Genomic DNA, 14,486 nt, shown 5'->3' on the forward strand with positions numbered 1-14,486 from the left:
TTCTAACACTCATGTCAACTCAATCACTACTGGTGCGTCCCGATAATTTTTTACTGGAAATCGATCGCGTTTTTATCTTTGTTACAGAAGCGCGATCGCCAGTTTCCATGCTGCAAAACTTAGGTCTTCACTGCTCCGAGCGAGTAGTGCGGCGTGCAGAACAAGGAACAATCTCGACGATTTTCTTCTTCGAGAATACATACCTCGAACTCATCTGCATCGAAGACGAAAATGCAGCCCAACAGGATACAGCACGAACTGGGATCGACGTTTTAGCAAGGGCGCGTTGGCCGCAAACGGGGGCATCTCCCTTTGGGATTGGTTTACGCTCTTTACCTGAGATGACAACTCAGATTCCGGGATCTAGAAAACACTGGGCAGAGTGGATGTACCCAGATGCGTTTATTAGGTTTTCGCCACAGAATATTGCGAATGCGGCAGAGCCTATATGTTTGGCTGTGAGTAGCGATATTGCTCTGACAAGTTGGCTCGATCGCTCTTGTCAAAAGCATCAACAGTTAATTACTCATCCCTTGGGAGTAAAAAAGCTAACCAGTGTCAAAATCGCAGTCGATCGCGATCGAGAACTGAGTGAAGCTGTTTCTCTGCTCGATCGCAATGGCGTTGTTGCGATCGAACGCGCCACCTCGCCGATGTTGGAATTAACCTTTGACGGCGGTACTAAAGGAGAAATACTGGATGCGCGACCAATACTGCCCCTGCGACTGAGATATTGATCCTAAGTCCTATTAAAAAAATTACGCGCGATCGCAGATCGCACTCAGACCGCCATCTTGACGGCGTTAAAGCACAAGCGTGTGTAAGTCCTAAACTAATCAAAAGACCTATGAACCTACCTTCAGGCCCAAAAGCTCCCATCTGGTTGCAATATCTTAAAATCGCCACCAATCCTATTAGCTACATGGACGATCTCGGTAAACGCTACGGAGACATTTTTACCATCACATTCGGGTCTATTCCCGTATTATTTGTCAGCAATCCCCAAGGAATCGAGCAAATTTTTACCAATACAAAACAGATTCCCGCTTCTGGAGAGTTGAACAGAGATATGGCCCTAATCACGGGGAATCAAGGAATACTGCAACTCGATGGTTTGCGCCACAAACATCGCCGTCAGCTAATGATGCCAGCTTTTCACGGTGCGAGGTTGCGCTCTTATGGAGAGCGAATTTGCGAACTCACAGAGAAAATTATTAGTCAGCATTCGAGCGGCAAAGTCTTTGTAGCTTACCCATCGATAGAAGACATTACCTTACAAATAAGCATTAAGATTGTATTGGGTTTAAGCGAGGGAAAACGTTACGAAAGACTCAGACAACTGCTACCTTCCATCATAAATTTGATGCGGACTCCCTTAATGCAGGCTGCCAATATTCTGCCTTTTCTGCAACGAAATTTAGGTTCTTGGAGTCCTTGGGGGAAACTGCTTCAACTCCGCCAAGAACTTTACCAACTGCTGGAAGCAGAAGTGAAAGAACGCCGCCAGCAAGCAGATCTCTCTCGCAGCGATATTCTATCCGATTTGATGTTTGCTCGCGATGAAATGGGTGAGATGATGACAGATGAGGAGTTGCGGGATCTAGTAATTTCGCCCTTATTCGCGGCTCAAGATGCTTCCGCTACTGCGATCGCTTGGGCATTATACTGGATTCACAAGTTGCCGACAGTACGCGATCGATTGGTAACGGAATTAGATAGTCTTGGCGACTCGCCAGATCCAATGAGTATTGTCGCATTACCCTATCTCACTGCTGTTTGTAATGAAGCCTTGCGAATTTATCCCACCCAGTTATTCACATTTCCCAGATTGGTAGAATCACCGATTGAATTAATGGGTTATAAATTGAGTCCGGGTACGCTACTTAGAGTTAATATTTGTCTGACTCATCGGCGCGAGGACTTATACCCAGAACCTAACAAATTTAAGCCAGAGCGTTTTTTACAAAGAAAGTTTTCTCCTTATGAATTCCTGCCCTTTGGTGGCGGCACTCGTACTTGTATTGGTGCAACTTTAGCTTTATTTGAAATGAAGCTAATATTGGCAACTATGCTTTCACGTTATCAATTAGAACTAGGCAATCGCCAACCAGAAAAACCTAAGTTTGAAGGACTACTTTGTTACCCTGTAAGTGGCGTGAAACTGGTAGTCAAAGGTCAGCGTCAACCTCAAAAACAAATGCAGCAGCTAGTATCTAATTTCCCTAATTAAACGTAAGGTGGGCGCTCGCCTCAAGCATCTTCTTTTATGAGTTACAGGCTGTTTGTGGCGAGCGCCCACCCTACAAGTTATTAGTAATAGCTGATTTCAATTACCAATTACCAATTACCAATGATAATGAAACTACCTCCAGGGCCGAAAACCCCCACATGGTTACTGAACATTCAATTTGCATCTGACCCGATTGGCTATATGAATACCGTTACCAAACGCTATGGTGAAATTTTCACGATTATGTTTGGTTCTACCCCGGTAGTTTTCATTAGTAACCCAGAGGGTTTAAAGGAGATTTTTACCAACACAAAAGAAATTACTGCCCCAGGTGAATTAAACCAAGGTCTTTCCTTGCTAGGAGGAACTAATGGATTGCTTTTGCTCGACGGTTTGCGCCACAAACATCGCCGCAAACTGTTAATGCCTCCCCTGCATGGGGAACGAATGCGATCCTACGGACAGCGAATTTGTCAGCTCACAGAGGAAATAATTAGCCAACAAGCGATCGGCAAACCATTTCTAGCCTTTCCCACCATGCAAGTTATTGCTTTACAGGTAATCTTGGAAGTAGTTTTTGGTTTAAATGAAGGAGAGCGTTACAAACAACTCAGGCAGCTAATTCCCTCTCTATTGAGTTTTCCATTTTCTCCTATCATGAGCCTTATCTTCTCTTTCCCTACTCTGCAAAGAGATTTTGGTAAGCGGAGTCCCTGGGGATACTTCCTTTACCTGCGACAGCAATTTGATAAATTGCTATACAGCGAAATTAACGATCGCCGTCAACAAGCGGATTCCTCCCGCGCTGATATCCTTTCCGATTTAGTATTAGCTCTCGATGAAAATGGGAACCCTCTAACTAATGAGGATGTGCGGGATCTTTTACCCTCGTTTCTATTTGCAGGTCGCAATACTGAAGCTAGCGCGATCGCTTGGGGATTATACTGGATTCACAAAAATCTGGCGGTTCGCGATCGCCTGCTTGAAGAACTTGATAGTCTGGGTAATTTTCCAGATCCCGCCCGTATTGTTGCACTGCCTTATCTGAATGCTGTCTGTAATGAAGTCTTGCGAATTAATCCATCTCAAGTGATAACATTACCAAGAAGAGTAGAATCGCCCGTAACATTAATGGGCTACGATTTGAGTCCAGGGACAATACTTAGAGGCTGTATTTATCAAACTCATCAACGCGAGGATTTATATCCGCAACCAAAGGAATTTAAGCCAGAGCGATTTCTCGAAAGACAATTTTCTAGTTATGAATTTCTCCCCTTTGGCGGCGGTGCTCGTCGTTGTCCTGCGGAAGCTCTTGGTCTGTTTGAAATGAAGCTAGTATTAGCGACTATTCTTTCCCGCTATCAATTAGCTTTGGCAGATAAAAGACCAGAAAAACCACAACCTTTAGGTATCAATTTTCCTCCTGGTAAAGGCTTAAAGATGGTGATTGAGGGTAAACGTCAGCGCCAAGAGCGATCCCCTCAGTTTGTTGCTGGATCTGTTTAGCTTCTGAAGTTAGTTTGTGCGTAATTAGGGATTGTTCTGAATTAGTTCTTTTTAATGGAGATAACGAAAATGATTGAAAGTAAAAAAGGTGCTGTAGTCATTACAGGAACATCTTCCGGTGTTGGTCGAGCAACCGCATTGCTATTAGAAAAGCAAGGATACTATGTCTTTGCAGGAGTTCGCAAAGAAAAAGATGCTGAATCATTAAAGCAGGCTAGCTCTGGCAATTTAACACCTATTATCCTCGACATCACAAAAGCGGAACAAATTAAATATGCCGCAGAACTTGTTTCGCAAATAGTTGGCGATAAAGGAGTCGTAGGATTAGTGAACAACGCGGGTGTTGCCATAGACGGGCCATTGGAATGTATTCCCATCGATGATTTGAGGCTGCAATTTGAAGTCGATGTTATCGGTCAAATTGCCGTCACCCAGGCATTTATCCCCGCGATCCGAAAAGCCAAAGGTCGAATTGTTAATATTGGTTCGGTTGCTAGTAAAGTTGCTCTGCCATATTTCGCCGCCTTGTCTGCTTCTAAATTTGCATTGGAAGCACTCACAGATTCTTTGAGAATGGAATTAACTCCTTGGGGAATTGAAGTCATTTCGATCTTACCGGGTCCAATTAATACAGAAGTATCCGAAAAAGTGGAGGCTGGCTATCTAAAAACAATCGCTAATATGTCACCAGAAGCTAGAGCCATGTATGGCAATAATCACAAAGCTTATATGGCGGAAGTGGTGAAGGAAAATCAGGAAGGAATGCCACCGGAAAAAGTCGCAAATACGATTTTAAAGTCTTTGGACGATCGCAAACCCAAAAGGCACTATATTGTCGGGGAAGACCTCTTTTTCTTGACCTGTAACAAGTTCTTTCCTACTCGGCTTTTTTATGACATTTTCTATTCCCTTGTAGAAAGAGACTTGAAATTTGATAAAAGGTGATTTCGGGCAGAAATTTCTTTTACTGCTATTTTGAGGCGATGCTGTATGCGAATGTTTTCGATCGACATTCGTATACGAATTATCCTAATTCTCCAAAGTTATGCAACGGTAGAGGCAGAAGGCAGGTTGAGAATCTTAATTTTTCAGAGAAACCCAGTTTCTTTGCGTAACTCCAGATCGAGCTAAAAGTTGTTAGTTTACATTACAAGACCATAGCAAATAATGACTTCAAAACAGGAAACAAAAGTTACAAATCAAATCCGCCAAGGCGATCTAATTCAACTAATGTTGAATTTATCAATTCCCGGTATTGTGGGAATGCTACTAATTGGCTTGAACCCTTTTCTCGATGCTTTATTTGCCGGACGACTAATTGGTGAAAACGCTTTGGCAGCTATCTCTTTAGCATTGCCCCTGACGACGATTGTAGTTGGATGTGCCCTATTAGTTGGTATAGGTTCTGCTTCGGTTCTCAGCCGCGCTATTGGCGCAGGAGATATCAAAACTCAGTCTAATATCTTCGGTACTTTCATAATTTTGAGTCTGATTATTTCCTTATTTGTCACCATCTTAGGTTACGGTTTTGGCGAACAATTAATCTTATTTATGGGAGGTAAAGGTGAAGTTGCCTCATTAGGTTCGGAGTATTTTAAAACCTATATGTTAGGGTCTGTATTTTTTGTCCTGGCGGTAGGTTCTAGTCAGCTAATTAAGTCGGAAGGTAAAATTGGTTTAGCGACAATTTTTGCTGCTATTTCGGTGCTGACTAATACCATTCTCAACCCTCTATTTGTAGGCGTTTTTCACTGGGGTATCCAAGGAATAGCTTTCGCAACGATTGTTTCTAATTTAGTTTACACGCTCGTTAATTTTACTTATTTTATTTCTGGAAAAAGTTCGATGGCGGTTCAACTTAAAAAGTTAACTTTGTCATTAGATTTACTGTCACCCATCTTATCAGTGGGTATATCAGTATTCATCATGGAAGTAATGACTATAGTTCAACAAGTCGTCATTTTTAAATCGATTGCCTACTATGGAACCGATACTGATATTGCCTTCGCGGGAGCGACATTGAACCTATATTCTTTAGCCGTAACTCCTGTTTATGGCTTCGTACAAGCTCTACAGCCAGTAATAGGAATAAATTATGGATCGGGAAATCATAATAGAATGAAGCAAGCCTACTTTATTTTTGGCATTGGCGGCACTATTCTGTTAACTGTAATCTGGTTGCCCCTACAATTATATCCGGCAACTTTTCTGAGTTGGTTGTTGCCGCAGGTGGTTTTTACTGCTAACGATCTGCTCAATTTTCGGATTGTCACTATATTGCTACCCATACTGTCTTTTGTATTCTGTAGCATTACTTTGTTCCAATCCATAGGTAATGGTAAAATTGCAGGGATTATAGTTGTGGCAAGACAAGTATTTCTGTTTATCCCAGTAGTGTTAATATTGCCCCTATTTGTAGGAATAAATGGAATTTATTATAGCTTAACTGCTGTAGATATTTTAGTTTCTCTAGTTGTGGCTTTATTTACTTGGATGGAATTAGATCGAATCCAATTTCAAATCTCAGTAAAATAAGTTGCTGGATTAAATCATAAGCTGGAACGCCTCGATCGCTTGGGTGTGAATCTTCTTTCGCCCTAGCGGTAAGTCGTCAATCTGGTGACATCCCCTCAAAGTCAGCGCTAAGGTACGCGGAATAGGCGACGGGGGTAGCTTCAAGTTGGGGTTCGTCTGGGGGTAGGTGGATGTTTGCGATCGCTGCCCGTGATTCCTTCAAAAATATTAATTTATGTAACAAAAATTGAAAGATCAGAAAAAAGCGACTGATAATGTATTGATGAGATCGATAACATTGTGAGCCTCTGGAGTAACTGTGATACTCGAAGAAAGTAAATATCTGAAGGCTAGTGGGTTGAAGCAGAAACCTAAATAGCACTATTTAGTAATGCCCCCCTACAGTCTTTCTCAGATTAGCGGTGAGATGATGTCAATCAACAAAACAAAAGTAGCAACTAACTTGTGATTAGTTTTTGCCACTCTATTTTATTTTGGTCAACTAGATCGACGCTTTCTTTGTTACCATTTCAACAAATTAACTCTCATGAATATCCTCAGCAACTTCGTCAAAACTTACACTGACAAGACCTATAAATATACCGCACAAATTAACCACAAAGGGACAATTATTGCCTTTGCTATGGACGAAGCAAGTCGGATCTACTACTCGGTTTTAGCCCTAGAAGACACGAAAACCCAACAAAAAAGCCCCCTGGATGTTAATTACTGGTTAGATAACCCTAAAGAAATTAGTTTTCCCAACGAAATTGTGCAAGTGGGCTATGCAATCTTGCCCAATGTTAGAATGCCAATTGTGAAAAAAGGCACGAGACAAGAAGCTAAACTCGGAACATTACGGTCTGAAGAAATAGACCCATTTTTATCAACTACTGCCCGCTTTACGTCTCAAGCTTCTTTCCAAGTTTTATCAGACGGCAAATTCATTTATTTATTCCGTCAAGCCATTGATAAAAATCACAGTGATATGCTTTATAAACAAGACAAAGCGGGAAACTTTGTTTTAGATAAAGCACAGCAAAAAGTCCCCTTAGTCAATGAAACTCTGCTCGTAGACCGCTATGTTTTAGCCGGGACAGAATTAAAACTTAAAATGGAAGTGCGGTATCAACGCAGTCGCCACAAATACAATCCCGAAACGAATAAAGACGGTTTAGGGGCAAAAGATTTAGAGAAAAAGCCCTTTTTTGAACCCACCCAAGAATTAGATTTTATTCGTAACTTAAAAGACGGTCGCTTTAATGTCTTATTGCTGCCCACCCAAATCGCCGAACTAGAGCGGTGGCAAATTTTCACTCATAATAGTAAGACCGGACTCATTGATTCCTTTAATTTGGAACGTTCCAATGATGGCTTGTTTAATACCAAAGGAACACAACTTTATACCAGTCCAGATCCGCAGTATCAAAACTCCGTCTTAGAACGTCAACCGGGGACAGATTCGTTTACTGGAGAGCCATTAATCCCAATTATTAGTAAGTCAGGCTATGCCGAATCTGCTCTCAATTTTGATGGACAAGACGATTATGTAGAACTACCTTCCACGCCCGAAAATCTCTTTCAATCTTTCACTATTGAAAGTTGGGTTTGCTACCATGAGTTGGGAAATTACACGAGAATCTTTGACTTTGGAAATGGCATTGGCTCAGACAATATTCTTTTAACGAATGTGGGGACTACTAATAATCTAGGATTGCATATTTATCAGGGAGATAATTCACAGTCAATCGAGATTCCTAATGCCATAGAAATTGGCGAGTGGCTGCATATTACTGTCACGATGGATGATACAGGCAATACTACCCTGTATAAAAATGGTCTATTAATCGGACAGAAAAAACTTCATCTCCCCCGAACATTAATTCGCAATCAGAACTATTTAGGAAAGAGTAATTGGCCGAACGATGCTTTCTTCGATGGTAAAATGGATGAAGTCAGGATTTGGACTCGTTGCCGCAGCCAAACCGAAATTCAGGCGGATATGAACCAGCGTTTAGTTGGGGATGAACCAGGATTATGGGCCTATTGGCGTTTTGATGAAGGATTTGGCGATCGCCTCTATGACCAAACTGAAAACGCCATTCACGGTAGCATTAAAGGTGCAACTTGGGTTAAATCCGATGCCCCCATTGGCGATTGTCCCGGACTCCAACGTACCAGCTTTAGCTTACAATCCGGTTCAGAGCAACGGAATATTACTTCGGGTTTATCCGCCCTGCTGTATCATCAACAGGAAAAAGTTTCCACAGGGTACGATCGCCAAGAAAAACCCGTCAAACGTAATGCCAGGGTGATGTTAACCCTTGGCACCAGTAGTCCAAGTTCAGCAACAACCGATAGCCATTTTATTGCCGCCTTAGATTTCGCCGTTTCACGGGAAGGCAGAATTGCCCAAGTTCCCGATAATCTCACTCTGCCAAATCTCCAGGCAGGGAATGCAGCGAACCAAGATTTAGATGCCGTTAGCCGTTTACAGGAAGATATTGCCAATTTAAAGGCTAGTATTAACCAGTTGGAAATTGAGATTGCTGCCTTAAAAACAGCCACTCAAAGAATTATTATCTTGGAGGCACAAAAGGCAAGGTTAGAAGCAGAAGTTAAGTCATTAACGGACGACTTAAATAATAAGAAACAGGATATGTTTAATTATTTTTGTCGGATTCAGGTGAACGGCAATGGCAACTACTGGACAGCAGACGGCAATGGAAGTTTATCGCACCAGCCGAGAAATGATAATAATGATGGTCAATATTGGACTTTTTTGGGTGGCTATCAGGGTTCTACAAGACTTTGCCCATCTAACCATTTAACCACAAAGGCACCGAGTTTCTGGAGTAGCGATCGCTCACGCGGCTTAATTTATGATGGTTCTTTTAAGGTAGATGATTGGTGGGAAAGGGTCGCGGGAATGTTGTCTCTTACTAAGAGTAGCGGCAATAACTATAATTTCTCGATTCAGGCTAACCTGAGCGCTCCTATGCAAACAGGAGTTTTCACTTTTACTAAAACTGAGCGAGCGACCTCTAAGATTACAGATGTCGAAAATAACTTACGGAACAAACAAACTGAATTAACCAACACGATTAATGAGTTAAATAAACTCTACACCGATCGCGACAAACTCAAGGAAAAAGAAAGTCAGTTAGCCCTGCAAAAAATTCAACTGGAAAATAAAGAAACCGAGTTAGAATTATTGCGCTCTGGCATTCAAGGGGAAATTGCCCTGCCCATGTCCTTGCTACATACAGACCCTTGCGGCCTGACTGTAGCGGGGGGATTACTCAACTTTGCTTATACCAAAGATACTCCCTTACTGGTCAATAGTGCGACCGGGAAAGTGGCCTTGTATTTCCGAGGATTGGACGATCAATTTTTTGTTACCTATTACGATACCAATACCACCAAAGCACGGTATTTATTAGAGGTAGAAATCGGTAAACTGAGTGCAACAGCTCGCTCGGCTGAACCCGAGTGCGATCGCGCCACCTTCACCATTACCGACAGTGCCACCCCCGAAACCTGCACCCTCAAGATTACCAACCAATCCACCGGACTCGAAGAAACTTGGCGCAACCTGCCGCGAGAAGTCCAACAATTTAGCAACGTCCTCAATGGGGGAGCCAGTCAGCCTATCTTTATTGGCAAACTGAAAGAACCTGCCGTTGGTAAACCCATCAACAGTTTGACCTTGAGCCAAAAAGCCAAACAAACGCTCCCCCAAGGCTCCATCCTCTCTTTAGGAAATCGGAAAGTCGTTGTCAGTGAAGACACGAGTGCCACAGAAGATAGCATTCCCATCACCCCTGCCAACCTCAGCGCCCCCGCAGACACTGCCATCTATCTCATCCCCTACGACTACGACGCATGGACGACCAACAACCGTACTAGCAACTCCCTCAGTACCGGTTCCCTGCAATTCTTCTTCCAACCCGGCAGTAGTAGCGGAAACGTAGTCAATAGCACCGTCGCCGACAGCGAAACCACTCGCTCCTGTCAATGGGTGGCAGAATCACCCGGTCGCGCCTTGTCCTTTGATGGCAAAGATGACTATGTGGGACTTGGAGAGCCAGCTAAACTTCCTCAATTCGATGCCAAAGGGGATTTAACCCTAGAAACGTGGGTTCGTCCCGCACAATTAGCAGAAAGCTGCCGCGTAATTCATCACAATTCTGCTCAGTCCCAATATACATTAGGGATTCAATCCAAGAGTAGCAATTGCATCTCAGCCCTCCAATTTGATGGCGTAGATGACTATATCGAACTTCCGCCCGCCAGTATTCCCACAGGGAACGAAATTACCATTAGTTTTTGGGCATTAGGCGGAGCAAAACTGCCTAATGAGCACTTTGTACTGGAAGCTGTAGATGCCAATAACAGCAGGGTACTCACAATTCACCTCCCTTGGAGTAACAGCCTCATTACCTTTGACTGTGCCAACAGTAGTGGCACTTTTGATCGAATTGAAAAAGCAGCCCAAGCCTCTGATTTCAAAGGAGTTTGGTCGCACTGGGCATTTACCAAAAATGCCACCACCGGAGAGATGAAAATATATCTCAATGGGAAATTATGGCACAGTGGCACTGGGAAAACCCGAACCATCACACAAACAACCAAAGTCCGTTTAGGCTCGAGTGCTTCAGGAGGCTATTACTATAACGGGAGTTTAGATGAAGTTCAGATTTGGAATAAAGCGCGCTCTGAAGCCGAGATTCAAAGCGACATGAATCGCCGACTTGTAGGCAATGAAGCAGGTTTAATGGGCTATTGGCAATTTACAGGAGGAATCGCCAAAGACTACTCTCCCAATGGTTATAACGGCACCATCTTTGGGCAACCCTCCCTAGTTGCTTCCGTGATTCAAGAAAGCCAAATTTATAGCTTTGCCGGCGTTGGCAACCTGTTCCAAAAATCCAAAGAAGCTACTCCTATGGCGCAATGGCATCATTTGTCCGCCGTATATAACCAATCTTATGCCTTGCAATTTAAGGGCAACGGCTTCTTAGAATGCGACCACAATCCCACCTTAGATTTAGACCGAGATTTAACCCTAGAAACCTTCTTACGAGTTGACACATTAAGTCAACGTCAAGGCATCTTGACCAAAGGCAAATTGGGAGATGGCACGGATCGAAATGTGCCTTATTCCCTCTATATTGACACCGATGGCAAAATTGCCTTTGCCTTTGAAGACAAACAGGGAAAAAGCTACATCTATAAATCCAGTGAAACGTTACAAGTGGGACAGTTCTATAAAATCGCTGTCACCCGCCAACATCAAACGGAAGTCAAAAATCAAGGAACTGCCGATCTCCCTAATGTGATCGTCAATCAATGGGCAGATATTCGCTTTTATGTCAATCAAAAAGTGGCAGGGTATGAAATTTATAAAGGGGCAGACTTAGACCGCAATTCCCAAAAATTGGAAATGGGGAAAACCTATCAAGGTTCACAACCCAGTTACTTACAAGGGGTGATTAGTGAGATTCGGCTCTGGAATACTGTAGTAGCTCTAGCGAATTTGGGAACCAAGATTAATGGTCAAGAAAAAGGGCTAGTGGCTTGGTGGCGTTTAGAAGAAAATCAAGGCAATATTGCCTCCGACTCGAAAGGAGAAAGCCATGCGGTGATTATTGCCGCCCAATGGGTTAAAAATCCCGATCCTCAAGGCTCTAGTTTAACCCTTTATCAAAATGGCATTCCCGTGCCAATGGAAACTTTTACGCCTCAAGTTAGTTGGGGTGAAAAACAGTTCACATTAGGGGGAATTTCTCAAAAGACAGGCATTCCCTTAGAACCATTTGCGGGAACGATGGAAGAAGTTCGCATCTGGAAAATTGCCCGCACCCAAGAACAAATTCAAGACAATTTGTTTAGCCGCATTAAAGGGAAAAAACAAGACTTGATTGCTAATTATACTTTCGATCTAGAAAGCCAGACCGACCTATTAGATCAATCGTTGATTGGGAATCATTTAACCCTGGGTTTGAACGATGCTAAACCAATGTCTGTTTTGTCTACAGCTCCGATTAGCGAAGATACAGCTATTATTCGTTCTGCCCTAGCGGGTGTGAAAACTCAGTTCCACGATAAGATTCATTGTAGCCCAGGGGTGCAAGAGTATTCCGATTTACAGTACGACATTGATGGCAATTTAATAGGCATTCAAAAACGCTGTTATAGCTATATCAAAAATGGTCAATGGCACTTATTGACGGGCTATAAAGTGGGGAATTTGATTACTGAATGGATCGGACAAGTGCAAGCAGATCCCCAAATTATTGGCTACATTGAAGGCGCACCCCCTGTACCTAGTGAAAACCTTACGGGAGCAAGTGTCGATATGGACCCCTATGATGGCACGGCGATTCAATTAGTCGAGTCAGATAGCGTCCAGTATGTTTACTCGTCTTCTAAAGAAAGTGGTTTTGATATGTCCATTGAGATGCAAGCCTCTGTGGGTTTATCAGATGAAGTCAGTGTGGGTTTGGGTGTCGAGAAAAAGGTTCTGGAACTGGAGGGAGGCGCGCGGTTAAAAACGGCTTTTAGTTCTTCTCAAGGCACGATAGCTGAAGCCAGTGTGAGTTATGGCTATAACACAACCAAAGTAAGCCGTTTGCAAACCTGGGGAGCTTGGGAGAAAATTGGCTCAGAAATTAACTCCTATGTGGGTCGTCGCTATATTCCTGCGAATGTGGGGTTAGCCTTAGTCCAGTCGGATACAATGGATGTGTTTGCCCTGCGGTTGGCCCATAATAATGCCTTGGTATCCTATCGGTTCTTACCCAATCCAGATATCCCCAAAGATTGGAATATTATTACCTTCCCGCTTAATCCTAATTATACAAAACAGGGAACTCTGGATGGGAAAGTTGGCTTGAAGGAAGATGGCAGCGTGCAAGTCGATCCGCACTATCCCAATGCGGCGAATTATGGACAATGGAGTTACTTTAAGCCTATTGAAGCCTATAGTCTCAAAAAACGTATTGAGCGACAACGGCAGGAGTTAGCAACCTATTACGATCAGTATTCAACTTTCCAGAATGTGAGCTATCAAGCAACGGGTTCTTTGGACGAATTGCGTGGAAAACAGATAGCGAGTCGGAATTTAGTGAATACCTATGTTTGGACTGCGGATGGAGGCTTTTTCTCTGAGTCTACGGACGTGATGGAAGCTACCACAGAAACGACAACGGGTTTCTATTCCTTCCAAGGTATGGCTGGCGGTGGATTAGATTTTTCGCTGAGCGTCGGTATGTTATCCGTTGGCTTTGAATTGGATGCCATGTTTGGCGGTCATTTGGCGACGACGAAAACGAAGGGACGGGATACAGAGAAGTCTTTTGCGTTGGAAGTGGAAGTGGATGTCGAGCGGGATATTCAACTTTATGCCAATACGGAAGCTCTGAAAGCGAAGTATTACGGACTGTACCATCCCGAAGAACTGGGAGTTTACGATTCCCAGGGGAATCCCATTAAACAACCGGGGAAAGTGGATGCTTACCGCTTTATGACCTTCTATTTTGAACCGACAACGGAAAACTTTGAGGACTTTTTTGGCAAAGTGGTAGACCCGATTTGGTTGGAACAAAGTAGCGATCCTAATGCGATCGCGCTGCGTCAAGCTAACCAAGGTGAGAAAAAGCCCTCCTGTTGGCGGGTGTTTCACCGTGTCACCTTTGTCAGTCGCATTTTACCGGAGATTGCGGCCCCAAATGCTCCCCCCCTGGAAAAGGCGATTCGGGCGGCTAATATTGAGAGTAATTGGGAGTTGATCAAGAAGCTTGAACCCTTTGTGCAGACTAAGACTCAAGACTTTGTGACTTTTGCAGATGCTGTACGGAGTGCGATCGCGACCTATTTTCCTGAACTCCAAGGTCATGAAGAAGCTGTGCTTCAATACCTGGCGTTGTATTTTGGTCTAAACGCAGGGATTTAGCCTATAAACTTGCTTTGTGGGTTATCCCGATGATGTCACTTTGAGCAGAGAAAAATGGTTTCGGGTTGCGATCGCTGGATTTTGGCTATTCTCAATAATTTAGGCTTCGCAACGCGAAAGCCTGAAAAACCATTCGTTCCAGAAAATTATCTACCGAGAGTGACATCATCGCGATTACCCCTTTATTGTCATTGTTCGCTGTGCTCCGAAATCGCTTAATCTCTGCGATTTCGGAGCACAGCGAACAATGACGATAGAATTACTAATAAAGGGGATGAC

7 protein-coding genes are annotated in these 14,486 nt (G+C 43.3%); 6 read left to right on the top strand and 1 reads right to left on the bottom strand.

Features of this window, described 5'->3' with window-relative positions; translation table 11 throughout:
• From OSCI_RS06780 to OSCI_RS06800, 5 genes are all read left to right on the top strand, one after another.
• Window positions 1–737: VOC family protein (locus tag OSCI_RS06780; protein WP_234708714.1), on the top strand; the 737-nt coding region annotated here is incomplete at its 5' end.
• A gap of 110 nt (window positions 738–847) precedes the next feature.
• Window positions 848–2,230: a cytochrome P450 gene (locus tag OSCI_RS06785; RefSeq protein WP_019486945.1), complete on the top strand. Its 1,383-nt coding sequence runs from the start codon at window positions 848–850 to the stop codon at window positions 2,228–2,230.
• Window positions 2,231–2,356: 126 nt separating this feature from the next.
• A complete protein-coding gene (locus OSCI_RS06790; protein WP_007354144.1) occupies window positions 2,357–3,736 on the top strand; it encodes a cytochrome P450 in 1,380 nt (459 codons plus the stop codon).
• 69 nt (window positions 3,737–3,805) lie between these two features.
• Complete coding sequence (locus OSCI_RS06795; RefSeq protein WP_007354145.1) at window positions 3,806–4,681, top strand: SDR family oxidoreductase; 876 nt, start codon at window positions 3,806–3,808, stop codon at window positions 4,679–4,681.
• Window positions 4,682–4,903: 222 nt separating this feature from the next.
• Window positions 4,904–6,271: an MATE family efflux transporter gene (locus tag OSCI_RS06800; protein ID WP_007354146.1), complete on the top strand. Its 1,368-nt coding sequence runs from the start codon at window positions 4,904–4,906 to the stop codon at window positions 6,269–6,271.
• A 76-nt stretch (window positions 6,272–6,347) separates the two neighbouring features.
• Here the strand turns inward: OSCI_RS06800 and OSCI_RS31885 are convergent, their stop codons facing one another.
• Complete coding sequence (locus tag OSCI_RS31885; protein ID WP_267879522.1) at window positions 6,348–6,473, bottom strand: hypothetical protein; 126 nt, start codon at window positions 6,471–6,473, stop codon at window positions 6,348–6,350.
• Window positions 6,474–6,797: 324 nt separating this feature from the next.
• Here OSCI_RS31885 and OSCI_RS06805 point away from each other — a divergent pair, with 324 nt between their 5' ends.
• Window positions 6,798–14,207 (top strand): LamG domain-containing protein, encoded by a 7,410-nt coding sequence (locus OSCI_RS06805; protein WP_007354147.1) that lies wholly within the window; start codon window positions 6,798–6,800, stop codon window positions 14,205–14,207.
• The last annotated feature ends 279 nt before the right edge of the window (window positions 14,208–14,486 follow it).

Source organism: Kamptonema sp. PCC 6506 (assembly GCF_000180455.1).
GTDB lineage: Bacteria > Cyanobacteriota > Cyanobacteriia > Cyanobacteriales > Microcoleaceae > Kamptonema > Kamptonema formosum.